This window comes from Vibrio alginolyticus NBRC 15630 = ATCC 17749, assembly GCF_000354175.2.
Lineage (GTDB): Bacteria > Pseudomonadota > Gammaproteobacteria > Enterobacterales > Vibrionaceae > Vibrio > Vibrio alginolyticus.
On record NC_022349.1, the window covers coordinates 2,155,178 to 2,179,611 of the forward strand.

Annotated in this window: 20 protein-coding genes and 4 tRNA genes; 6 read left to right on the top strand and 18 right to left on the bottom strand. The window is 45.2% G+C overall.

Annotation, left to right across the window (positions count from 1 at the left end; all coding sequences use genetic code 11):
• Nucleotides 1–139: 139 nt before the first annotated feature.
• Nucleotides 140–1,273, top strand: coding sequence for a hemolysin family protein (locus tag N646_RS09865; RefSeq protein WP_017821795.1), 1,134 nt, complete (start codon nt 140–142; stop codon nt 1,271–1,273).
• 79 nt (nt 1,274–1,352) lie between these two features.
• Here the strand turns inward: N646_RS09865 and N646_RS09870 are convergent, their stop codons facing one another.
• A complete protein-coding gene (locus tag N646_RS09870) occupies nt 1,353–1,940 on the bottom strand; it encodes a YjaG family protein (RefSeq protein ID WP_005382520.1) in 588 nt (195 codons plus the stop codon).
• A gap of 66 nt (nt 1,941–2,006) precedes the next feature.
• Here N646_RS09870 and N646_RS09875 point away from each other — a divergent pair, with 66 nt between their 5' ends.
• Together N646_RS09875 and N646_RS09880 are read left to right on the top strand one after the other, a co-directional pair.
• Complete coding sequence (locus tag N646_RS09875; protein ID WP_017821796.1) at nt 2,007–2,930, top strand: D-2-hydroxyacid dehydrogenase; 924 nt, start codon at nt 2,007–2,009, stop codon at nt 2,928–2,930.
• A gap of 2 nt (nt 2,931–2,932) precedes the next feature.
• Nucleotides 2,933–3,505, top strand: a complete 573-nt coding sequence (locus N646_RS09880; RefSeq protein WP_005382518.1) for a uracil-DNA glycosylase family protein — start codon at nt 2,933–2,935, stop codon at nt 3,503–3,505.
• A 240-nt stretch (nt 3,506–3,745) separates the two neighbouring features.
• Here N646_RS09880 and hemE read toward each other — a convergent pair whose 3' ends face one another.
• Both hemE and nudC read right to left on the bottom strand, forming a co-directional pair.
• The gene (hemE, locus tag N646_RS09885) at nt 3,746–4,813 is read right to left on the bottom strand and encodes a uroporphyrinogen decarboxylase (protein WP_005384692.1); all 1,068 of its coding nucleotides are present in this window, start codon (nt 4,811–4,813) and stop codon (nt 3,746–3,748) included.
• 247 nt (nt 4,814–5,060) lie between these two features.
• Nucleotides 5,061–5,858 (bottom strand): NAD(+) diphosphatase, encoded by a 798-nt coding sequence (gene nudC, locus N646_RS09890; RefSeq protein WP_017821797.1) that lies wholly within the window; start codon nt 5,856–5,858, stop codon nt 5,061–5,063.
• A gap of 177 nt (nt 5,859–6,035) precedes the next feature.
• On the opposite strand from nudC, the gene N646_RS09895 reads away from it, so the two are divergent.
• A complete protein-coding gene (locus N646_RS09895; protein ID WP_005382515.1) occupies nt 6,036–6,527 on the top strand; it encodes an Rsd/AlgQ family anti-sigma factor in 492 nt (163 codons plus the stop codon).
• A gap of 173 nt (nt 6,528–6,700) precedes the next feature.
• Here the strand turns inward: N646_RS09895 and rpoC are convergent, their stop codons facing one another.
• From rpoC to N646_RS09960, 13 genes are all read right to left on the bottom strand, one after another.
• On the bottom strand, nt 6,701–10,903 hold the full coding sequence (gene rpoC / locus N646_RS09900) for a DNA-directed RNA polymerase subunit beta' (RefSeq protein ID WP_005382514.1): 4,203 nt from the start codon (nt 10,901–10,903) through the stop codon (nt 6,701–6,703).
• Nucleotides 10,904–11,007: 104 nt separating this feature from the next.
• Entirely contained in the window at nt 11,008–15,036 is a 4,029-nt protein-coding gene (rpoB, locus tag N646_RS09905; RefSeq protein ID WP_005384685.1) for a DNA-directed RNA polymerase subunit beta, read from the bottom strand.
• Nucleotides 15,037–15,288: 252 nt separating this feature from the next.
• On the bottom strand, nt 15,289–15,657 hold the full coding sequence (gene rplL / locus N646_RS09910; RefSeq protein WP_005382540.1) for a 50S ribosomal protein L7/L12: 369 nt from the start codon (nt 15,655–15,657) through the stop codon (nt 15,289–15,291).
• A gap of 57 nt (nt 15,658–15,714) precedes the next feature.
• A complete protein-coding gene (gene rplJ, locus N646_RS09915; protein WP_005382538.1) occupies nt 15,715–16,209 on the bottom strand; it encodes a 50S ribosomal protein L10 in 495 nt (164 codons plus the stop codon).
• 293 nt (nt 16,210–16,502) lie between these two features.
• Nucleotides 16,503–17,204 (bottom strand): 50S ribosomal protein L1, encoded by a 702-nt coding sequence (gene rplA, locus N646_RS09920; RefSeq protein ID WP_005384683.1) that lies wholly within the window; start codon nt 17,202–17,204, stop codon nt 16,503–16,505.
• Between the two features lie 4 nt (nt 17,205–17,208).
• Entirely contained in the window at nt 17,209–17,637 is a 429-nt protein-coding gene (rplK, locus tag N646_RS09925) for a 50S ribosomal protein L11 (RefSeq protein WP_005384682.1), read from the bottom strand.
• Nucleotides 17,638–17,801: 164 nt separating this feature from the next.
• On the bottom strand, nt 17,802–18,350 hold the full coding sequence (nusG, locus tag N646_RS09930) for a transcription termination/antitermination protein NusG (RefSeq protein WP_005384681.1): 549 nt from the start codon (nt 18,348–18,350) through the stop codon (nt 17,802–17,804).
• Nucleotides 18,351–18,363: 13 nt separating this feature from the next.
• Nucleotides 18,364–18,744 (bottom strand): preprotein translocase subunit SecE, encoded by a 381-nt coding sequence (gene secE, locus N646_RS09935; RefSeq protein ID WP_005384680.1) that lies wholly within the window; start codon nt 18,742–18,744, stop codon nt 18,364–18,366.
• Nucleotides 18,745–19,010: 266 nt separating this feature from the next.
• Nucleotides 19,011–20,195: an elongation factor Tu gene (gene tuf, locus N646_RS09940; protein WP_005381361.1), complete on the bottom strand. Its 1,185-nt coding sequence runs from the start codon at nt 20,193–20,195 to the stop codon at nt 19,011–19,013.
• 102 nt (nt 20,196–20,297) lie between these two features.
• Nucleotides 20,298–20,373, bottom strand: a tRNA-Thr gene (locus N646_RS09945).
• 13 nt (nt 20,374–20,386) lie between these two features.
• Nucleotides 20,387–20,461 (bottom strand) — tRNA-Gly (locus tag N646_RS09950).
• Nucleotides 20,462–20,496: 35 nt separating this feature from the next.
• Nucleotides 20,497–20,581, bottom strand: a tRNA-Tyr gene (locus N646_RS09955).
• 36 nt (nt 20,582–20,617) lie between these two features.
• Nucleotides 20,618–20,693: transfer RNA gene (locus N646_RS09960), tRNA-Thr, on the bottom strand.
• Between the two features lie 205 nt (nt 20,694–20,898).
• Here N646_RS09960 and coaA point away from each other — a divergent pair.
• Entirely contained in the window at nt 20,899–21,822 is a 924-nt protein-coding gene (coaA, locus tag N646_RS09965) for a type I pantothenate kinase (protein ID WP_005388683.1), read from the top strand.
• Between the two features lie 7 nt (nt 21,823–21,829).
• Here coaA and birA read toward each other — a convergent pair whose 3' ends face one another.
• Nucleotides 21,830–22,795 carry a bifunctional biotin--[acetyl-CoA-carboxylase] ligase/biotin operon repressor BirA gene (birA, locus tag N646_RS09970; protein ID WP_017821965.1) on the bottom strand — a complete coding sequence of 322 codons (966 nt, stop codon included), beginning with the start codon at nt 22,793–22,795 and terminating at the stop codon, nt 21,830–21,832.
• Nucleotides 22,792–23,835 carry a UDP-N-acetylmuramate dehydrogenase gene (gene murB, locus N646_RS09975; protein ID WP_017821964.1) on the bottom strand — a complete coding sequence of 348 codons (1,044 nt, stop codon included), beginning with the start codon at nt 23,833–23,835 and terminating at the stop codon, nt 22,792–22,794. The genes birA and murB overlap by 4 nt, the downstream gene beginning before the upstream one ends.
• 101 nt (nt 23,836–23,936) lie before the next feature.
• On the opposite strand from murB, the gene N646_RS09980 reads away from it, so the two are divergent.
• On the top strand, nt 23,937–24,368 hold the full coding sequence (locus N646_RS09980) for a GNAT family N-acetyltransferase (RefSeq protein WP_017821963.1): 432 nt from the start codon (nt 23,937–23,939) through the stop codon (nt 24,366–24,368).
• The last annotated feature ends 66 nt before the right edge of the window (nt 24,369–24,434 follow it).

The window sequence follows — 24,434 nt, forward strand, 5'->3', positions numbered from 1 at the left end:
ATGAGTAATAACTCACAATTTGTTACCACATACCCCCTGAAAACCCTTGCTTTCCAAGGTATTTGGACCAATTTATAAGTCACTTTTGCGGTTATAATAGCTGCAAATAACCACTATCAAACTACATTCAAGGGCAACTATGCTGCTGTTATCCATTTATATCTCTATTGCAATCGGCATTTCGTTTATCTGTTCGGTGCTGGAGGCGGTACTGCTGAGTATCAGTCCGAGCTACATTGCGCAGCTCAATCAACAGGGGCATCCCGCAGCTGGGCAATTGGCTAAGCTGAAATCAGATATCGACCGACCACTGGCATCTATTCTGACTTTAAACACCATCGCTCACACGATCGGCGCGGCCACTGCTGGTGCACAAGCTGCGGTTGTATTTGGTAGCGAAGCATTAGGTATCTTTTCGGCAGTGCTGACATTGGCGATCTTAGTGCTTTCAGAAATCGTACCGAAGACGATTGGCGCGACCTACTGGCGCCAGTTGGCACCCACTGCCGCGGTCGCATTGCGTTGGATGGTATGGGCGCTTACACCCTTTGTTTGGTTCTCAGAGCAAATCACCAAGCGTCTTGCTCGTAACCACGAAGCTCCAAAGATGCGTGATGAGCTGTCTGCAATGGCGATTCTGGCACGTGAAAGCGGTGAATTTGCCGAGGGTGAATCAAAAATCTTAAGCAACTTGCTTGGCATCCAAGATGTACCCGTAACGCAGGTTATGACGCCACGACCAGTAGTATTCCGTGTCGATGCCACAATGACCATCAATGAGTTCCTAGAAAAACACAAAGATACGCCTTTCTCACGCCCACTGGTTTACAGCGAACAGAAAGATAACATCATTGGTTTTGTGCATCGCCTTGAGTTGTTCAAACTACAACAATCAGGTTGTGGACAGAAACAGTTGGGAGCAATCATGCGCCCAATTCAAGTGGTGCTAAACAATACCACTTTACCTAAAGTATTCGACCAGATGATGACTCATCGCTTACAGCTGGCACTTGTTGTTGATGAATACGGTACCGTGCTAGGTTTGGTAACGTTGGAAGATATTTTTGAACACCTCGTAGGCGAGGAGATCATCGACGAAGCAGATAAAAGCACTGACATGCAGGAGCTGGCTTACCAACGCTGGGAAAGCTGGAAAGAAATGCACGGCGTAATCGAAAGCCGCGATGACGATGAAGAAGATAATGAGCCGGAGAAGCAGGATAAAGAGCCAGAAGCTCAAGAGCCACCGAAATCCGACTCGAAAGAATCGTAATCAGCATTAGGTATAACAGCTTAAACGCACAAACAAAAAAGGCATCCAGTTAGGATGCCTTTTTCTATTTATTCAACGATTAAAGTGCAATACCGATGTTGCTCACACCTTCTTCACGTAGCTCTTCACGCAAATCTTTAATCAAGCTGATGTCACGTTCTACCGCTTCACGCAGCGGACGGAAGATAGCCCACTGGACGTCCCACTCTTCACATACGGCTTCGTTTTCTTTCTGGTTGTCGTTAGTGATTGGCTCTGCGCCTTGTGCTTGCTCTAGATCAGCAACGGTTTGTACCGACTGTTGACTCACTTTAAGCATTGAATCGAAAAGGTAGTCGCGGTCCAATAGACCATGCAGTAACGTAGACAAACCCTGACACGCGTCCATCGCTGGGTAAACGCCGTAAAAATCGAACTCATCCGCACTTGGGAACAACTCTTCTAACTTCTCCAATTGACGTTCGAAGTTAATTTTCGCGTTCTTAACTGTCAAAATTTCCCATACACTATCAAGAATCGCTCGGTAAGCACGCGGGTCAGCAAATTCTGTATTCTCACAAAACATCGCATAGTTTGGATACATGCGTTCACACAGACACGCCATAAAGGTAATTTGTTGCCAAGGTTCTAGTTTTTCTAAACGAACCTGAAGAGGATTCTTAAGCATAGTCACTCAATCATTGAAGAAAAAAACAGCGAAAGTGTACTTGATTCATCACAGGGAAAAAAGTTAATGCCGCATTCAAATCAGATTTTCCTGCTCTCAGAGCATCGCAACACCTACAAAACGTTACTGGCAGAGAAAAATCTGCCCGATCTTTGTCTCACCGACCAACCAGAAGCCGCTCAGATCGTACTAGCGGATCCACCCTTACTATCACAAAGCTTAGACGAGTTTTCACAGCTTGAATGGGTACAATCCACGTTTGCTGGTGTCAACGCCTTAACATCCCCTAGCCTTCGTCAGGACTATACTCTAACTAACGTTCGAGGCATCTTTGGTCCACTGATTGCTGAATATGTTTTGGGTTACAGTATTGCCCATTACCGCCACTTTGCCCGATACCACCAGCAGCAACAAAACAAACAATGGCAGCCTCACCTGTACACGTCATTAAAAAGTAAAACCATGGTAATTCTTGGTACCGGTAGCATTGGGGGCTATCTGGGCAACGCCGCTAAAGCAATGGGGATAAAAACTATCGGTATTAACCGCACAGGTATCCCTACTCCAGGCGGCGAGTTTCATCAGACCTTTCATATCAATGAACTAAGTAAGGCATTTGAGCAAGCCGACATCGTTGTGAATACTCTACCAAGTACACCTGAGACGCGACAGTTACTTAATCGTCAAACGCTCAGCCAACTAAATCAGGCGTTATTGTTTAACGTAGGTCGTGGCGACGTACTGGATGAGGCAGGGTTGCTCTTCGCTCTGAAAAACCGTTGGGTAGAACACGCCTTCTTAGATGTGTTTGAGCAAGAACCGTTGTCGGTAGAGCATCCATTTTGGAAACTACCGCAAGTCACCATCACTCCACACATTGCTGCGCTGAGTTTTCCCGAGCAAGTCATCGAGATTTTTGCTGACAACTATCTACGCTGGCGCGATGGGTTTTCATTAAATTATCAAGTGGATTTCGAAAAGGGTTACTAAGAATGTCGTTAGACGAGCTATTGCAGCAAGTGAGGGCCTGCCAGATCTGCGCGGATAACTTACCTTTGGGTGCAAACCCTGTCGTGCAAGCAGCAAAAGGGGCACGCATCCTAATCATCGGTCAGGCCCCTGGCACACGTGTACACAAAACCTCGATACCTTGGAATGACCCAAGTGGTGATCGATTACGCCAATGGCTCGATATCGACAAAGACGTTTTCTACGACCCAAATAAAATTGCCATTGTCCCAATGGGATTCTGTTATCCAGGCAAAGGGAACTCTGGTGATTTACCGCCTCGTAAAGAATGTGCGCCCACTTGGCATAAAAAGATTCTTGAGCAACTGCCCAATATAGAGCTCACTCTACTAATTGGTCAGTACTCGCAGCAGTACTATCTCACCAACAAACCAAAGACGCTCACACAAACCGTTCAGCAATGGCAAGATTGGGAACCAGACTTTATCCCTCTCCCTCACCCATCTCCACGCAATACATTGTGGTTAAAGAAGAACCCTTGGTTTGAATCTGACGTCGTGCCATACCTTAAAAAACGCGTTCACTCGATGCTTTAGGTTACCCATGATCTAATTGCTTGTTTATCTGTACAAGAAAATTAGAACATAAAAGCAGAAATCATAAGTATTTGTTTATATTAAACTTTAATATCTAGTGTACAGCTAGAGTAGTAATTAGATCATGGTAGGCAAAATACTACTAGAGCTGTACAGCCTTGAGTCTCAGATAGGAAAAATGAATTTTAGGCAAAAAAATACCGGCACTGAATGCCGGCATTTGATTTCAAAAGATCTAACTTACTTGTGGTATGGCTTAGATAGCTCGTGTACCGCTTCCACAAATACGCCCGCGTTTTCTGGCGGCACATCCAAATGGATACCGTGACCTAGGTTGAACACATGACCAGTACCTGCATCACCAAAACCTTCTAGAATACCCGCGACTTCTTCACGGATACGCTCTGGTGAAGCGTAAAGCATTGATGGGTCCATGTTACCTTGCAGAGCCACTTTATCACCGATACGTGCTTTCGCGTCTGCAATGTTGATTGTCCAGTCTAGACCAACCGCATCACAGCCCGTTGCTGCGATTTGCTCAAGCCACATGCCGCCATTCTTAGTAAACAGTGTGACTGGCACGCGACGACCGTCGTTTTCACGAATCAGACCATCTACAATCTTGTGCATGTATTGCAGTGAGAACAGATTGTAATCACGAGGCGTTAGTACGCCACCCCATGTGTCAAATACCATTACCGATTGCGCACCCGCTTTAATTTGCGCGTTTAAGTACTCGATAACGCTGTCTGCCAGCTTATCTAGAAGTAGGTGCAGAGTTTGTGGTTCCGCGTACATCATCTTCTTGATCTTGGTAAACGCTTTAGAGCTACCACCTTCGATCATATACGTCGCAAGAGTCCAAGGACTACCAGAAAAACCAATCAGCGGCACTTCACCCTTCAGGTCTTTACGGATCTGGCGTACTGCGTTCATTACGTATTGCAGTTCACCTTCAGGATCTGGCAAACCAATTTTTTCCACGTCGGCTTTGCATGTAATTGGGTTATCAAAAACAGGTCCTTCACCCGCAGCAAAACGTAAACCAAGCCCCATTGCATCTGGAATCGTTAAGATGTCCGAGAATAAGATCGCGGCATCAAGAGGAAAACGGCGTAATGGTTGAAGTGTCACTTCGGATGCTAATTCTGCATTTCGACACAAAGACATGAAATCACCCGCTTCTGCACGAGTCGCTTTGTATTCTGGTAGGTAACGACCTGCCTGGCGCATCATCCATACTGGCGTGTAATCTACCGGCTCTTTTAAAAGCGCACGCAGATAACGATCATTTTTTAATTCAGTCATTCCGTAATTCCAACTGTTAGGCTTTCTGTGAAAGGGGGTATTCTATCACTGATTTAAGTCCAATAGCTGTGTGCTTTGCAACCTGGATCAAGTTATTAACTTTTAAATCAATGCTTAATTTGCACCCAATCGATATCAGTGTTAAAAATTTGTTCGCTAGCGAAAACTACAATTATAAACTGAGTACTTAGTACTCAGCATCTCATAACGACATCTTACTTACCCCCTCCCTCTCGGAGGGTTTTTTTTATCTATTTATCAGATAATTAGAGTCTATATCTTTCAGCGTTTGTTCGATAAGTGCTCTTGCAATCGTTCCTTTAGGCGCAACAGGCGGCATCTCGTCGATACCAAACCATTGTGCATCAGACAGCTCAGTGTAGTCTGGGCTTAACTCTCCGGATTCATAATCAGCTAAAAACCCCATCATCATACTGGATGGGAAAGCCCAAGGCTGGCTGCCAAAGTAACGAATATTTTTAACGAGAATTCCCGTTTCTTCATGAATTTCTCGAGCCACGCACTCTTCTAATGTCTCACCGACTTCTAGAAAACCCGCAATAACCGTATACATACCATTTCGATGCCTTGGATGTTGGGCTAATAAGATCTGATTTTCTTTACGTACAGCAACGATAATACACGGAAATATTCTAGGATAATGAAGGGTGCGACATTCACCACACTGCATGGCTAACTGGTTATTATTAAGAAAGTTTCTTCCTCCGCACTGTGGACAAAAGCGCAAACTTTGCGTCATGTGCCCATATTGCACAGCTTTACTTAACAACATAAATAATGGCTCAGGAAAATGCAGGCAGTCACGCAGGGATACTAAAGGTAGATCATGCTCTAAATCGGCCAAGTTAAGCCACATGACGGGCGAACCAGAATACTCACCAATGGGTCTTGCACTCGTTACTGGCAGTGATAACTGCTCTGCAGACCCGAAGGGCACAGCACCATCCACCAGCCAAATTTCACTTCCTGCAACAACACACCAGTATGCATTTATCGCGCGGTTAACATCACCTTTTCTTAACATTACACCATCCCTTTGCTTGAAGTTCGTTCATTTTACTGGCAATCTAATTTCATACTAGAGTTTATCGTTAAGTAAATGTGCACTCTAAATTCTAGTAAGGACAAGAGTTTGTAATAACTTTACTAACTTTGCTTTGCAAAGGATACGTTCGCCGATGGGCGATCAGATCATGAGGGCATGGTCATGCTAAGAAAATTCAAACAAACACAAGACCAGTGGGGTGGCTCAAGTGATGTCATTGATCACTGGTTAGAGACACGACAATCCCTGATTGTTGAATATTGTAAGCTTGCAGCGCTGCAACCTTGTTCGAAAACCAATGTTATTGAACTCCCATCTCCTTCCGAACTGCAGGATTTCTGTCAGCACCTCGTTGATTACATCTCCGAAGGCCACTTTAAAATTTATGACATGGTTATGGACCGTTGGAAAGCAACCGGCTTTGTCGTGACTAATGAGATCAATCAAACCTATGGTCAAATTGTTCTAACGACTGAACCATTATTGAACTTTAACGATAAGTACTCAGAAGTGACTGAAGATGATGAATTAAATGATTTCGATTCTGATATGTGTCTCATTGGGGAAATTCTTGAGACTCGCTTTGAAGTCGAGGACTATCTGATACAGCAAATCGCAGAAAGCCTGTCTATGCCACCTGGGGCTTAGTATTTGCAAACATTTAGAAATAGAGTGAGAGAAAAGACTGACGATCATCGTCGGTCTTTTTTGTTTCTAGCTTTATCGAAAATCCCACCGGAAGAACAAAGCAGTATAAAAAACTAAAAAGGCACCCGAAGGTGCCTTTTTCTTAAGCCTTTAACGATTACTCGTTATATGACTTACTCTTCAGAAGAGAAACCAGCGTTTAGAAGTGCCGCTAGGTTATCCGTTGCTTGCTCAGCAGAAGGACCATCTTGCGCTTCAGAACGTTTAGCTTGACGCTCTTGGTGGTATGCGAAACCAGTACCAGCTGGGATCAGACGACCAACAATTACGTTCTCTTTCAGACCACGTAGGTCATCACGCTTACCAGAAACCGCAGCTTCTGTTAGTACGCGAGTTGTCTCCTGGAACGATGCCGCAGAGATGAACGACTCAGTCGCTAGAGATGCTTTAGTAATACCTAGTAGTTCACGTTCGAAACGTGCAGGCTCTTTGCCTTCAGCTTCTAGGTTACGGTTAGCAATCTTAACTTGTGAGTACTCAATCTGTTCACCAGGTAGGAACTCAGAGTCACCAGAGTGAGTAATAGTACACTTACGTAGCATCTGACGAACGATAGTTTCAATGTGCTTATCGTTAATCTTAACGCCTTGTAGACGGTAAACTTCCTGTACTTCGTTAGCAATGTACTGCGTTACCGCGTGTACGCCACGTAGACGTAGGATGTCATGTGGAGACTCTGGACCATCTGCGATCACATCACCACGTTCAACTTTTTCACCTTCGAATACGTTCAACTGACGATGCTTAGGAATCATCTCTTCGTAAGCTTCACCGCTTTCACGTGTGATCACTAGGCGACGTTTACCTTTCGTCTCTTTACCAAAGCTCACAGTACCTGTGTGCTCAGCAAGGATTGCAGGCTCTTTCGGCTTACGTGCTTCAAATAGGTCAGCAACTCGTGGAAGACCACCGGTGATATCTTTGTTACCGCCAGACTTCTGAGGAATACGTGCTAGTGTTGCACCAACACCTACTGCTGCGCCATCTTCGATGTTCACAATCGCTTTACCAGGTAGGAAGTAGTGAGCTGGCATATCAGTACCAGGGATCATTACATCGTTACCTTGCTCGTCAACAAGTTTGATAGCTGGACGCATATCTTTACCTGCTGAAGGGCGAGCTGCTGGGTCAGTTACTTCGCTTGAAGATAGACCAGTTAGGTCATCAGTTTGACGAGATACTGTTACACCGTCGATCATATCTACGAACTGGATGCGACCTGCTACCTCAGTAATGATAGGTAGTGTGTGCGCTTCCCAGTTTGCAACTGTTTCGCCAGCTTGAACTGTATCACCATCGCCTTTGCTTAGTAGCGTACCGTAAGGCAGTTTGTGTTTCTCTTTAGTACGACCAAACTCATCAACGATAGTTAACTCTGTCGCACGAGAAGTGATAACGATCTTACCGTCATCAGCCAATACAGATTTAGCGTTGTGTAGCTTGATAGAACCGTTGTTCTTAACTTGAACACTGTTCTCTGCCGCTGCTGTCGATGCCGCACCACCGATGTGGAACGTACGCATCGTTAGCTGTGTACCTGGCTCACCGATAGACTGAGCAGCAATAACACCCACTGCTTCACCTTGGTTCACTAGGTGACCACGTGCTAGGTCACGACCGTAACATTGTGCACAACAACCGAAGTCAGAATCACACGTTACTACAGAGCGCACTTTCATGCTGTCTACTGAGTTCTCTTCCATGATTTGACACCACTTCTCATCGATCAGGGTGTTACGTGGAATAAGAACGTCTTCAGTGCCAGGTTTTAGTACGTCTTCAGCAACAACACGACCAAGAGCAAGCTCAGAAAGTGCAACTTTAACATCACCACCCTCGATGTGAGGCATCATGTCGACACCTTCGTGAGTGCCACAGTCATGTTCAGTTACAACAACGTCTTGAGCAACGTCTACTAGACGACGAGTTAGGTAACCCGAGTTCGCTGTTTTCAGTGCCGTATCCGCAAGACCCTTACGAGCACCGTGCGTTGAGATAAAGTACTGAAGTACGTTTAGACCTTCTTTAAAGTTCGCTGTGATCGGCGTTTCGATGATTGAACCATCTGGACGCGCCATCAGACCACGCATACCCGCAAGCTGACGAATCTGTGCTGCAGAACCACGAGCGCCCGAGTCCGCCATCATATAGATGCTGTTGAATGACTCTTGCTGTTCCTCTTCACCGTCACGGTTAACTACCGTTTCAGATGAAAGGTTTTCCATCATTGCTTTCGCAACACGGTCGTTGGTCGATGCCCAGATATCGATAACTTTGTTGTAGCGTTCGCCCGCAGTAACAAGACCTGATTGGTACTGTTCCTGGATTTCACGTACTTCTTCTTCCGCTTCTGCGATTTCAGTGTACTTAGCTGCAGGTACAACCATATCGTCGATACCAACAGATACACCAGAAAGTGCCGCGTATGCGAAACCTGTGTACATGATTTGGTCAGCGAAGATTACTGTGTCTTTCAGACCTAGTTTACGGTACGCCTCGTTAAGTAGGTTAGAGATTTGCTTCTTACCTAGCTTTTGGTTAACGATGCTGTACGGTAGACCAGCTGGCACGATTTGCCATAGCATTGCACGACCAACAGTGGTGTCTACCATCTTGGTTTCTGTAGTGCTGTTGCCATCTTCGTCTACAACAGTTTCTGTAATACGTACTTTAACGCGTGCGTGAAGCTCAGCTTGTTTAGTGCGGTATGCTTTCTCAGCCTCTTCTGGGCCAGAAAGGTACATGCCTTCACCTTTCACGTTGATCTTTTCACGAGTCATGTAGTACAGACCCAATACAACGTCCTGAGAAGGTACGATGATCGGATCACCTGACGCTGGCGACAGAATGTTGTTTGTCGACATCATCAGAGTACGAGCTTCAAGCTGTGCCTCTAGAGTTAGAGGTACGTGAACCGCCATTTGGTCACCATCGAAGTCCGCGTTGTACGCTGCACAAACAAGTGGGTGTAGCTGAATCGCTTTACCTTCGATCAGTACTGGTTCGAACGCCTGGATACCTAGACGGTGAAGTGTCGGTGCACGGTTCAATAGTACTGGGTGTTCACGGATTACTTCGTCTAGGATATCCCAAACGACCGCTTCTTCACGCTCTACCATTTTCTTAGCAGCTTTGATTGTAGTCGCAAGACCACGAGTCTCTAGCTTGCTGTAGATAAATGGTTTGAATAGCTCAAGTGCCATCTTCTTAGGAAGACCACACTGGTGTAGACGAAGGTATGGACCTACTGTGATTACAGAACGGCCAGAGTAGTCTACACGTTTACCTAGAAGGTTCTGACGGAAACGACCTTGTTTACCCTTGATCATATCAGCAAGAGATTTCAGAGGACGCTTGTTAGAACCTGTGATCGCACGACCACGACGACCGTTATCTAGTAGCGCATCAACAGACTCTTGCAGCATACGTTTTTCGTTACGTACGATGATGTCCGGAGCAGCTAGCTCTAGAAGACGCTTCAAACGGTTGTTACGGTTGATCACACGACGGTATAGATCGTTAAGATCAGAAGTCGCAAAGCGACCGCCATCTAGAGGTACTAGAGGACGTAGATCTGGCGGAAGTACTGGAAGTACAGTTAGGATCATCCACTCAGGGTTGTTACCCGATGCGATGAACGCTTCTACCAGCTTAAGACGCTTAGTTACTTTCTTACGCTTAGTTTCAGAGTTTGTTGTCTCTAACTCTTCACGCATTTGTTCTGCTTCAGCGTGCATATCCATAGAACCTAGTAGGTCCTTGATAGCTTCCGCACCCATCTTAGCAGTGAACTCGTCGCCCCACTCTTCTAGACGATCTAGATACTCTTCTTCAGTAAGCATCTGACCTTTTTCTAGATCAGTCATACCAGGCTCTGTTACTACGTACATTTCGAAGTACAGAACGCGTTCGATATCACGTAGAGGGATATCCATTAGTAGACCGATACGAGACGGTAGCGATTTTAGGAACCAGATGTGAGCTACTGGTGAAGCCAGTTCAATGTGGCCCATACGGTCACGACGAACTTTAGTTTGTGTAACTTCTACACCACACTTCTCACAGATAACACCACGGTGCTTCAGGCGCTTGTACTTACCACAAAGACATTCGTAGTCTTTAACTGGACCAAAGATACGCGCACAGAACAGACCATCGCGTTCAGGTTTGAACGTACGATAGTTGATCGTTTCAGGTTTTTTAACTTCACCGAAAGACCATGAACGGATCATGTCTGGTGAAGATAGACCGATTTTGATTGCATCAAATTCTTCGGTCTTATGCTGTGCTTTTAGAAAGTTTAATAAGTCTTTCACAATCAGCTCCTGTAAGGAGTTAAAAGGAGCTCACTTGCTAAAGTGAGCACCTTCTTCCAAATAATCGCTTTGATTCTCTCGACTTTCATCAAGAGAGAAAAGGATTACTCTTCGTCTTCTAGCTCGATGTTGATACCTAGCGAGCGGATCTCTTTCAACAGTACGTTGAACGATTCTGGCATGCCAGGTTCCATGCTGTGGTTACCGTCTACGATGTTCTTGTACATCTTAGTACGGCCGTTAACGTCATCCGACTTAACCGTTAGCATTTCTTGTAGCGTGTAAGCAGCACCGTATGCTTCTAGTGCCCATACTTCCATCTCACCGAAACGCTGACCACCGAACTGAGCTTTACCACCTAGTGGCTGCTGAGTTACTAGGCTGTACGAACCAGTTGAACGAGCGTGCATCTTGTCATCAACAAGGTGGTTCAGTTTCAGCATGTACATGTAACCAACAGTTACAGGACGCTCAAACGCATCACCTGTGCGACCATCAAACAGTGTTAACTGACCTGATGTTGGTAGATCTGCTAGCTCAAGAAGTGCTTTGATTGACTCTTCTGGAGCGCCATCAAATACAGGAGTCGCGATTGGTAGACCGCCACGCAAGTTCTTGATCAGAGTACGTACTTCATCATCAGATAGAGAAGCAATGTCTACTTTCTGGCGAGTGTCGCCTAGATCGTAAACTTTTTGTAGGAACTCGCGGAATTTCGCTAGTTCTTGCTGCTCTTTAACCATCTGGTTGATCTTGTCACCGATACCTTTCGCTGCCAGACCTAAGTGTACTTCTAGGATCTGACCGATGTTCATACGCGAAGGTACACCCAGTGGGTTAAGTACGATGTCTACAGGCTGACCTTTCTCATCGTATGGCATGTCTTCAACAGGGTTGATCTTAGAGATTACACCCTTGTTACCGTGACGACCCGCCATCTTATCACCAGGCTGAATGCGACGTTTAACCGCTAGGTAAACCTTAACGATCTTCAGTACACCAGGTGCTAAATCATCACCTTGAGTGATCTTACGACGCTTAGTTTCGAACTTCTTATCGAAGTCGGCTTTTAGCTCATCCCACTGCTCAGCAAGTTGCTCAAGCTGAGTTTGTAGTGCGTCATCTTCTAGCGTTAGTTCTAGCCACTTCTTACGATCAGTTGTGTCTAGTTTCGCTTCAGAGTAACCGCCTTCAATCAATACAGCTTTAACACGGTTTAGAAGGCCGCCCTCAAGAATCTGGAATTCTTCAGTTAGGTCTTTCTTCGCTTCTTTAAGCTGCATCTGTTCGATTTCAAGCGCACGCTTGTCTTTCTCTACGCCATCGCGAGTAAAGACTTGAACGTCGATGATCGTACCTGATACAGAGTTAGGTACACGTAGTGAAGTATCTTTAACGTCAGATGCTTTTTCACCGAAGATTGCACGTAGTAGCTTCTCTTCAGGCGTTAGCTGAGTTTCACCTTTAGGTGTAACTTTACCAACTAGGATGTCGCCACCCTTAACTTCAGCACCGATGTAAACGATACCTGACTCGTCTAGTTTAGACAGAGCAGACTCACCTACGTTTGGAATATCCGCTGTGATCTCTTCAGAACCAAGCTTAGTATCACGCGCCACACAAGTCAGTTCTTGGATGTGGATAGTCGTGAAACGGTCTTCTTGAACTACGCGCTCAGATACTAAGATCGAGTCTTCGAAGTTGTAACCGTTCCAAGGCATGAACGCGATACGCATGTTTTGACCAAGCGCTAGTTCACCAAGGTCTGTTGAAGGACCATCAGCAAGAACATCACCGCGTGATACAGGCTCACCTGGCATCACACATGGGCGCTGGTTAATACATGTGTTCTGGTTAGAACGTGTGTATTTAGTCAGGTTGTAGATGTCGATACCAGCTTCACCTGGTACTAGCTCTTCTTCGTTAACTTTAACAACGATACGAGAAGCATCTACTGACTGGATTACACCACCACGTTTAGCAACTGCAGTTACACCTGAGTCAACGGCTACGTTACGTTCAATACCAGTACCAACAAGCGGTTTGTCAGCTTTCAGTGTTGGAACTGCCTGACGTTGCATGTTCGCACCCATCAATGCACGGTTCGCATCATCGTGTTCTAGGAACGGGATAAGCGATGCAGCGATAGATACAACCTGGTTTGTCGCAACGTCCATGTACTGAGCGTGCTCACGAGGGTGTAGACCAGATTCACCTTTCTGACGAGCTGTGATCAACTCATCTGCAAAAGTACCATCTTCGTTTAGCTTAGCGTTCGCCTGTGCGATAACGAATTGGCCTTCTTCGATTGCAGATAGGTAATCTACTTCGTCTGTTACTACGCCATCTACAACGCGACGGTATGGTGTCTCTAGGAAACCGTACTCGTTACAACGCGCAAACGCAGATAGAGAGTTGATCAGACCGATGTTTGGACCTTCAGGCGTTTCGATAGGACATAGACGACCGTAGTGAGTTACGTGTACGTCACGTACTTCGAAGCCAGCACGTTCACGAGTTAGACCGCCAGGACCCAATGCAGAAATACGACGCTTGTGCGTTACTTCTGATAGCGGGTTGTTTTGGTCCATGAACTGTGAAAGCTGTGAAGAGCCAAAGAATTCTTTAACTGCCGCAGAAATTGGCTTCGCGTTGATCAAGTCTTGAGGCATGATTGCGTCAAGATCGCCTAGGCTTAGACGCTCTTTAACTGCACGCTCAACACGTACTAGACCTACACGGAACTGGTTCTCAGCCATTTCGCCTACAGAACGGATACGACGGTTGCCTAGGTGGTCGATATCGTCCACTTCGCCCTTACCGTTACGGATCGCGATCAGCTTCTTCATCACTTCGATGATATCAGTTTCATCAAGTGTGCCTTGCTCTTGAGCATCTTCACGGCCGATAGAGCTGTTGAACTTCATACGACCAACAGTCGATAGATCGTAACGCTCTTCAGAGAAGAATAGGCTTTCGAATAGAGCTTCTGCAGCTTCTTTTGTTGGCGGCTCACCAGGGCGCATCATGCGGTAGATTTCTACCAATGCAGAAATACGATCAACCGTGCTGTCGATACGTAGTGTTTCTGACATGAATGGACCATGGTCTAGATCGTTCGTGAATAGAACTTCTAGCGCTTTGTGGCCAGCCTGAGATAGGTTCGCTAGTGCTTCCAGGCTGATTTCCTGGTTAGCGTTAACAATGATCTCGCCTGTTGCTTCATTGATATAATCTTTTGATGCAACTTTACCTACGATGTACTCAACTGGTACTTCGATGTGATCAACACCATCTTTTTCTAGTTGGCGGATATGACGAGCTGTTACGCGACGACCTTGCTCAACGTAAACTTTACCATTTGCTTCGATGTCGAATGACGCAGTTTCACCACGTAGACGATCCGGAACCAACTCCATCAATAGAGTTTGGTCTTTCACTTCGAAGTTCACTTTCTCGAAGAAGATATCTAGGATTTCTTCTGTCGACTTACCTAGTGCTCGAAGGATGATCGATGCTGGTAGCTTACGACGGCGGTCGATACGAACGTATAAGTTATCCTTAGGATCAAACTCGAAATCAAGCCATGAACCACGGTAAGGAATAACACGTGCGTTGTATAAAACTTTACCTGAAGAGTGGGTCTTACCCTTATCGCTGTCGAAGAACACGCCTGGGCTTCGGTGCAGCTGGGATACGATAACCCTCTCGGTACCGTTGATTACGAAGGTACCATTGTCTGTCATGAGTGGAATTTCACCCATGTAGACTTCTTGTTCTTTAATGTCTTTTACAGTACCTGCTGGCGCGTCTTTATCAAAGATAACTAGGCGTAGTTTTACACGTAGTGGCTTTGAGTAAGTTACACCGCGGATTTGACATTCTTTAACGTCAAAAACTGGCTCACCAAGACGGTAGCTAACGTATTGCAGCTCAGAATTGCCGTTGTAGCTCTGAATCGGGAATACAGAACGGAAAGCGGCTTCAAGACCGTATTGACCTTCAGGATCCTGTTCGATAAATTTGTCGAACGAATCGAGCTGGATCGATAGCAGGTATGGAATGTCCAAAACTTGTGGACGAGTACCAAAGTCCTTACGGATGCGCTTTTTCTCGGTATAAGAGTAAACCATGGGGTTCCTCAGCTCGCTGATAAGTGACCCAAACTGTCCGCCCGCTCCTAGTTACTTAAGGGGGGTAAGGGACAGTGACTAATATAGCTGTTTACTGTAGTGACATTTCATTTCGTAAGAATGAAATGTTTTTTGCATGGATATCAGGCGCTTAAACAGCGGGAAAATTCGCCTATACCCTACAGCGCAAAAAGGCCGGTGGTTAAAAAACCACCAGCCAATTAGCCGTTAGGCTAAGAAACTATGCAATAATTACTTAACAGCAACAGTTGCACCAGCTTCTTCTAGCTGAGCTTTAAGAGCTTCAGCTTCTGCTTTCTCAACACCTTCTTTAAGAGGTGCTGGAGCGCCGTCTACTAGAGCTTTAGCTTCTTTAAGACCTAGGCCAGTTGCGCCACGTACTGCTTTGATTACAGCAACTTTGTTACCGCCAGCAGCTTCTAGGATTACGTCGAATTCAGTTTGCTCAGCAGCAGCTTCGCCTGCAGCAGCGCCGCCAGCTACAACAGCAGCAGCAGCAGAAACACCGAATTTCTCTTCCATTGCTTCGATTAGTTCAACAACTTGCATTACAGACATTTCTGCAACTGCGTCTAGGATTTGCTCGTTAGTAATAGACATAACAATTCTCTTTTAAGTCAACAATAAGTTTATTAAGCAACCAGTAAAAAGCAAGGCTTATGCCGCTGCTTCTTGTTTTTGATCGCGGATAGCTGCGATAGTACGCGCCAGCTTGCCAGCCGAAGCTTCTTTCATGCACATCATTAGGCGTGCGATTGCTTCGTCGTAAGTTGGTAGTGTTGCTAGTACTTCAGCGTCAGTTAAAGCGCCTTCAAATGCAGCAGCTTTGATCTCGAAATCTTTGTTCTCTTTAGCGAAGTCTTTGAAAAGACGCGCTGCAGCACCTGGGTGCTCATTAGAGAATGCGATTAGAGTAGGACCAGTGAAAGTGTCAGTTAGACACTCGTACTCAGTACCTTCAACCGCACGACGAGCAAGAGTGTTACGAACAACTCTCATGTAAACGCCAGCTTCACGAGCTTGTTTACGTAGAGAAGTCATCGCGCCAACTTGAACGCCACGAGAATCAGCTACAACTGCAGAAAGTGCACCACTGGCAGCTTCGTTGACTTCAGCAACAATTGCTTTTTTGTCTTGAAGGTTTAAAGCCATCTTGGATTTACTCCTGGTTGTCGTTACACCACTCACTATCATCACGACAGTGAGAGCTATTGAGGTGCTTCCCCAGAAGAAAGTTAACTATATTACATAGAGCTTTCTGTCAGTTCGGGCACCATCTACGTAGGATAATTAAGTTTGCTTTTACACAAACACCTACGGTCTTGGACGGAGACTGGGTCTTAATTCATTTCGAACTAGGAGACAGTTCAAAGAACCAAAGTTCAGCCCCAACCACAAATATTAGGCGCAAAATTATACACTAATTTTGCGCCTAAGCAAATAAATTATGCTTGAGTGTTCAGGCTAGCCTGATCAACAGCAACACCAGCACCCATAGTAGTAGAGATGCTTACTTTCTTCAGGAAAGTACCTTTCGCTGAAGATGGCTTAGCTTTCTTCAGAGCAACTAGAAGTGCTTCTAGGTTCTCTTTGATCTGCTCAGCAGAGAAGTTTGCTTTACCGATAGTAGTGTGGATGATGCCGTTTTTGTCGTTACGGTAACGAACCTGACCAGCTTTAGCGTTTTTAACTGCTTCAGCAACGTTAGGAGTTACAGTACCAACTTTAGGGTTTGGCATAAGACCGCGAGGACCTAGGATAGTACCTAGTTGACCTACAACGCGCATTGCATCTGGAGAAGCAACAACTACGTCAAAGTTCATTTCGCCTTTCTTAACTTGCTCAGCAAGATCTTCCATACCTACGATGTCTGCGCCAGCTTCTTTAGCTGCTTCAGCGTTAGCACCTTGAGTGAACACTGCAACGCGGATTTCGCGGCCAGTACCGTGAGGTAGTACAGTTGCACCACGTACGTTCTGGTCAGATTTACGAGCATCAATGCCTAGGTTAACAGCAACGTCTACAGACTCAACGAATTTAGCAGTCGCTAGTTCTTGAAGAAGAGCAACAGCTTCGTTGATTTCGTATTCTTTAGTTACGTCAACTTTTTCGCGGATTACGCGCATGCGCTTAGTTAGTTTTGCCATCTTATTAACCCTCTACCACTAGGCCCATTGAACGAGCAGTACCAGCGATAGAACGCTTCATCGCTTCGATGTCAGCACCAGTCATATCAGCAGCTTTAGTTTCTGCGATTTCTTGGATTTGAGCGTCAGTTACAGTACCAACTTTTTCAGTGTTTGGACGACCTGAACCAGACTTAACGCCAGCAGCTTTCTTAAGAAGAACAGCAGCAGGTGGAGTCTTAGTTACGAACGTGAAAGAACGGTCGCTGTATACTGTGATAACTACTGGAGTTGGTAGACCTTTCTCAATAGATTCTGTTTTTGCGTTGAACGCTTTACAGAATTCCATGATGTTCACACCGTGTTGACCTAGTGCAGGACCTACTGGTGGACTAGGGTTAGCCATACCAGCAGCAACTTGTAGCTTGATGTAAGCTTCAACTTTCTTAGCCATGATAATTCCTAAGTTTGGGTACAAACGCTAATCGCGGATCAGCTCCCCGTTTGTGTAAGAAACTTTTTACTTCACTTGAAGTAAAAAGGCGCGAAATTATAGTCATAATCCGCGCCTTATACAACCCTAAAAAGGTGATTTTTTATACTCTTTAACGAAGAGTCTTAGTCCAGCTTTTCAACCTGACCAAATTCAAGCTCAACTGGTGTCGCACGACCAAAGATCGATACAGACACTTTCAGGCGGCTCTTCTCGTAATCCACTTCTTCAACAGTACCGTTGAAGTCAGCAAATGGACCTTCGTTAACACGTACCACTTCACCCGCTTCGTACATTGTACGCGGACGAGGCGCTTCACTCGCTTTCTCAAGACGATTAAGAATCGCGTCAGCCTCTTTATCCGTGATAGGTGCCGGACGGTCTGAGGTACCACCAATGAAGCCCATGACACGCGGCACACTGCGTACTAGGTGCCATGATTCATCGTTCATAATCATCTGAACAAGGACGTAACCTGGGAAGAACTTACGCTCAGATTTGCGACGCTGACCCGCGCGCATTTCCACTACTTCTTCAGTAGGAACCAGTACTTCACCGAATAGCTCTTCCATGCCGTGCATTTTGATATGCTCGCGCAGAGATTGAGCTACACGACCTTCAAATCCAGAGAAGGCTTGAACCACATACCAGCGTTTTTTTGGAGCTTCACTCATGAATAAAAACCCTCTATACCCCAGTTGCTAGAGCTACTAGACGAACCATAATTCCGTCAATACCCCATAGCACTAGAGCCATTACAATACTTACAGCTAAAACGATCAGTGTTGTTTGCATGGTTTCTTGGCGAGTAGGCCAAACAACTTTACGTACTTCCATACGAGATTCTTTTGCAAAACTGATCGCTGCTTTACCTTTAGTCGTTGTTGCTGCAACGCCTAAGGCAGCTGCAATAAGAACAACAACGCCTGCAGCACGAACCACTACAGACATTTCACCATACAGGTAATTACCCACAACAGCGGCAGCTGCCAATACGAAAGCGGCTACCCACTTAAACGTATCTGCTGCGTTTGAGCTATCAGGAGTTTCAGCATTATTTGCTTTCATAAAACCAACCTGTTACAAGTCTTAATATAGACGACAACAACCCCGCTGTTGCAGGGCAAACTCCATATCGCTGAAAAAATCAGCGTACTCTTCTTAAGATTAAGCCTCTTTGCTTAATCTTGCTCTGCGCCCAACCCACTTCTGAACAAGAAAACAGCAAAAATAATGTTGAGTGCAGAAAAAGGGCATCAAATGATGCCCTTTTTGCTACTGGTTCGTCAAATCTAATTCAAGATTTTCCGAAAGCATCGCTAATTCGCTATGAATTAGTCGAAGATCTTAGCAACAACACCAGCACCTACTGTACGGCCACCTTCACGGATCGCGAAACGTAGACCTTCGTCCATTGCGATTGGTGCGATTAGCTCTACAGTCATCTGTACGTTGTCGCCTGGCATTACCATTTCTACGCCGTCTGGTAGCTGGATGTCACCAGTTACGTCAGTTGTACGGAAGTAGAATTGTGGACGGTAGCCTTTGAAGAATGGAGTGTGACGACCACCTTCATCTTTAGACAGTACGTATACTTCTGATTCGAACTTAGTGTGTGGAGTGATTGAACCAGGCTTAGCTAGTACTTGACCACGTTCAACTTCGTCACGCTTAGTACCACGTAGAAGTGCACCAACGTTCTCACCTGCACGGCCTTCGTCTAGAAGCTTACGGAACATCTCAACACCAGTACATGTAGTTGTAGTAGTGTCTTTGATACCTACGATAGCAACTTCGTCACCTACAGTTAGGATACCACGCTCGATACGGCCAGTTACTACTGTACCACGACCTTGGATTGAGAATACGTCTTCGATAGGCATTAGGAATGGCTGATCTACCGCACGCTCTGGCTCAGGGATGTAAGTATCTAGAGCTTCTGCTAGTTCAACGATTTTCGCTTCCCACTGCTCTTCGCCGTTTAGTGCGCCTAGTGCAGAACCTTGGATAACTGGTAGGTCATCACCTGGGAAATCGTATTCAGATAGAAGTTCACGAACTTCCATTTCTACTAGTTCTAGTAGCTCTTCATCGTCAACCATGTCACATTTGTTCATGAATACGATGATGTATGGGATACCAACCTGACGGCCTAGTAGGATGTGCTCACGAGTTTGTGGCATTGGGCCATCTGTCGCAGCAACAACTAGGATACCACCGTCCATCTGTGCAGCACCAGTGATCATGTTTTTAACATAGTCAGCGTGTCCTGGACAGTCAACGTGTGCGTAGTGGCGTGATGGAGTGTCGTACTCAACGTGAGAAGTTGCGATTGTGATACCGCGCTCACGCTCTTCTGGAGCGTTATCGATAGATGCGAAGTCTTTAGCTACACCGCCGTAAACTTTAGCAAGAGTAGTACAGATAGCTGCAGTTAGAGTTGTTTTACCGTGGTCAACGTGGCCGATAGTACCAACGTTAACGTGCGGTTTCGTACGTTCAAATTTTTCTTTAGACATGAGTGGTCCCTCTAGGTACGGATTTAGGTGGCCCAAATTGACCACGCAACCAAAAAAAGATAATTGGTAAATCTAATATCAAAAGGAAATAAACTTGAGAGCTGGTGCTGATAGGCAGACTCGAACTGCCGACCTCATCCTTACCAAGGATGCGCTCTACCACCTGAGCTATATCAGCACTCAAATTAGAGTGGAGCGGGCAGCGGGAATCGAACCCGCATCATCAGCTTGGAAGGCTGAGGTAATAGCCATTATACGATGCCCGCAACACGTAACTCTGAGAGCTATTTCCTAAAGAATATGGTGGAGGGGGACGGATTCGAACCATCGAAGGCAGTGCCGGCAGATTTACAGTCTGCTCCCTTTGGCCACTCGGGAACCCCTCCAAATTTTCAAGCCATTCAGACTACTAAAGGAAAGAATGGTGCCGACTACCGGAATCGAACTGGTGACCTACTGATTACAAGTCAGTTGCTCTACCTACTGAGCTAAGTCGGCATAAGTGGTGCGCATTCTATTGAATGATTTTCTAGGTTGCAATAGTAATTTGAAAAAAAATCATAAATTTCGATTTTTTAGATTCGTTTGCTGCAAATTCGTACAAACTTAGCTTTTTTAAAGTAAACTTCGACCTTTGTCGTTTGCTTTGAAGTTCGCTTGATGTATGTTCTTGCTTCTATTAAACCAAGGATAAAAGAGACCCATGAGTCCATTTTTGTCATTTGACCGTGCAAATTGGGCCGAGTTAAGAAACTCTGTACCGATGACACTTTCTGAAGACGACTTGACTGCGCTTCAGGGCATTAATGAAAACCTAACCATGGAGGAAGCGGTAGAGATCTACCTTCCTTTGTCTCGTCTTTTGAATCTGTATGTCCAGGCTCGTCAAAGCCGCAATTCCGTATTACAACAATTCTTAAATACAGAGGAACATGCTCCCCCTTTCGTAATTGGTATCGCTGGCAGTGTTGCTGTAGGCAAAAGTACGACTGCTCGTATTCTAACGGCATTGCTTTCTCGTTGGGAGAATCATCCCAAAGTGTCCTTGGTTACAACAGATGGCTTCCTATATCCGAAAAAAGTACTAGAAGAACGCGGTATCATGCATCGTAAAGGCTTCCCAGAATCCTATGATATCAAGCGCTTAGTCGAGTTCATGTCTGACGTAAAGGCAGGAAAGCCCGATCTTGAAGTACCCATCTACTCTCACATCACGTATGACATTACTGATGAACTAAGAAAAGTGGATAGACCGGATGTTCTTATTATTGAAGGTTTAAACGTTCTGCAAAGTGGAATGGACTATCCACATGACCCGCATCGTGTCTTCGTCTCTGACTTTTTAGATTTTTCAATTTATGTCGATGCAGAAACAGAGACCATTGAACATTGGTATGTAGAACGCTTTTTAAAGTTTCGCCAAGGGGCCTTTACGAAACCAGGCTCTTATTTTAGCCACTACACACAACTCTCTGTCGATGACGCAAAGAAAAAAGCGAAGCAAATTTGGCATGATATTAATGGGCTCAATTTAGAATTGAATATTCTTCCAACTCGTGAGAGAGCCCACTTGATTCTACACAAAGGCGTTAACCACTTAGTTGATAAAGTCTCGTTGCGAAAGTAATCGAAGATTAGTCACTTTTACGCAACGAGATTTCACCACCAATATAAGTCTCTAGTCCTTGGGAGGTTTCGATTAATATTCCACCTTGATGATCGATGCCTCGAACGACGCCATATACCTCTCTAGGACCAATAAGCAGTTTGACCTGACGATTAAGGAAATTGTCTAACCGATTCCAACGTTCGATAAAGCCAGTAAGTCCTTTCATTTCATATTCGACAAGTGCGGAATTCCAATGCTTGATAAGTGTCATTGCTAGAACATTTCTATCGATCTTGAGACTCTGATTTACTTGGTTCAACGTGGTCCATGGCTGGTCAATCTCAGGCTGGTCGTCAGGCATTCCAATATTCAGGCCCATCCCAATCACTAGATGAGCAGCCCCACCGGCCTGACCCGACATTTCAACCAAGATTCCGGCCAGTTTTTTATCTTGATAATACAAGTCATTCGGCCACTTGAGTTTAACACCTTGCATGCCTACTTCTTCCAAAGCTTCCACTGCGGCAATCCCAATCACCAAGCTCAAGCCCATTGCCGCAGCCATTCCTGCATCCAGTCGCCAATACATAGAGAGATACAAGTTAGAGCCAAACGGTGAGACCCATTGTCTACCGCGGCGACCACGCCCTTGTGCTTGATATTCAGCAATACAAACACGGCCCTTTTCCGAATCCGCGACTCTGTCGAGCAAATATTGATTCGTTGAGTCAATCACAGGGACGAGTTCAACAAGTGACTCCGAGCTAGTGGTAAGGAGAGTCTCGTCTAACAACTGCAATGGTGAGGCTAATTGGTAACCGCGCCCTTGCACTCGATAAATATCAATACCCCATTCACTAAGACCTTTAATGTGCTTAGCGATTGCCGCTCTAGAAACATTAAGATCGTCGCCCAACGCTTCTCCTGAATGAAACTCTCCATCACTTAATAACCTTAAAATATGAAGTTTCGTAGAGTGATCTTTTCTCATCTAGATGCCTCGATCTGAGTCAAATTCGTCTCCCCGGTACGATTGAGAAAGCGTACTTCATGCTCAAGTATGATTTGGTATTTGTCCCATACTGTCTGCTTCACTAAAGAAGCAAGCGCGACAATGTCATCTGCACTACAATTATCCATGTTGGTCAAAACCAAAGCTTGCATAGGGTTGACCTGCGCACCGTGTACAGACTTCCCTTTTAATCCACACTGATCGATAAGCCAACCAGCAGCAATTTTCATTCCTCCAAAAGCTGGGTAGGCCACTACGTTAGGGTATTTTTTTGTGAGTCGATCATAGTGATCTTGCGTGATCACTGGGTTTTTAAAGAAACTACCTGCGTTACCTATCTTGGTTGGATCTGGTAGTTTTGCCTTTCGCACTTGGCATACTCGTTCGAAGATAGAAGCAGGGCTGAGTTGTTCTTCTGGGATACTTTGTAAAGGGCCGTACTGGTTAATCGGCTGCCATTGCTTCGCCAACTTAAGCCCTAATGCGGTGATAAAGCACTTTCCGTGCAACGCATGTTTAAATATGGAATCCCTATAGGCAAACTCACAGTCTTGGGCGTGCATTCTTTTGTTTTCAAACGTAGTTAGGTCAAGAACATCTACATAATCACAGATGTCTTTTAGCTCTAGGCCATACGCACCAATGTTCTGAATAGGAGCCGAGCCAGCACAACCTGGAATCAAAGCTAAGTTCTCGATCCCACCGATCCCCTGATTCACACACCAGGAAACCAATTCAGGCCAATCTTCACCACCGGCAATATGTAATAGGTAGTGCTCATCCGTTTCCGTGACTTCTTTACCCATGATTCGATTAACAATCACTAATCCCTCAAAATGTTCTGTAAAAAGAACATTACTTCCTTTACCTAAAAAAAGTTTCGGTAAATGGGTGAATCTTGGGTTTTGAAATAGCTCAATAACATCTTCGAGCGACTCAACGATAGCTAAATAGGAACACGATTGTTCAATTCCAAAAGTATGGTAAGCCTTTAGGCTCGCATTTGTTTTAATTTGCATAGTAGGTTTGCAACACCAGATAAGATTCTCTTAAACTGTCGACATTCTACATTAGTTATCTTTTAACCGCAGTGACAATACCAGACTCATTAATCATAGAAGTGTTAAATCCCATCAAGCTCCCCCTCATTAAGAAACTATACAAAGCGTATTACCCTGCGGGTCGAGCCAAAAAGGATGAATTGATCATTACAGCAAGCCATAAGGGTGAAATCATTGCGTTACTACGTTTAAAAAGTGTAGATAAAGTTCGTCTGTTGACAGGAATGTTGGTCATTCCGAAAGTTAGGGGAACAGGGATTGGAAAAAAACTACTAACTCATTGTAAAAACAATGTTTTCACTGATGGCGATTATTGCTTCGCGTTTACACATCTCGAATCCTATTATTCCAAGCATGGATTCACAACAATTGATTGCTCTGAGTTACCACACCCGCTAAAAATGGCATTTCAACGTTACGTAGATAGCGGTAAAGATCTCATTCCAATGCAATTCATCTCTTCAACGACATCAAAACGCGTGCTTTTGTAGCCAGGTAAATCATATCTTTGATAAAATGGCAGGTTCGCAATATTGCACTAAACTAAGGTACTCATA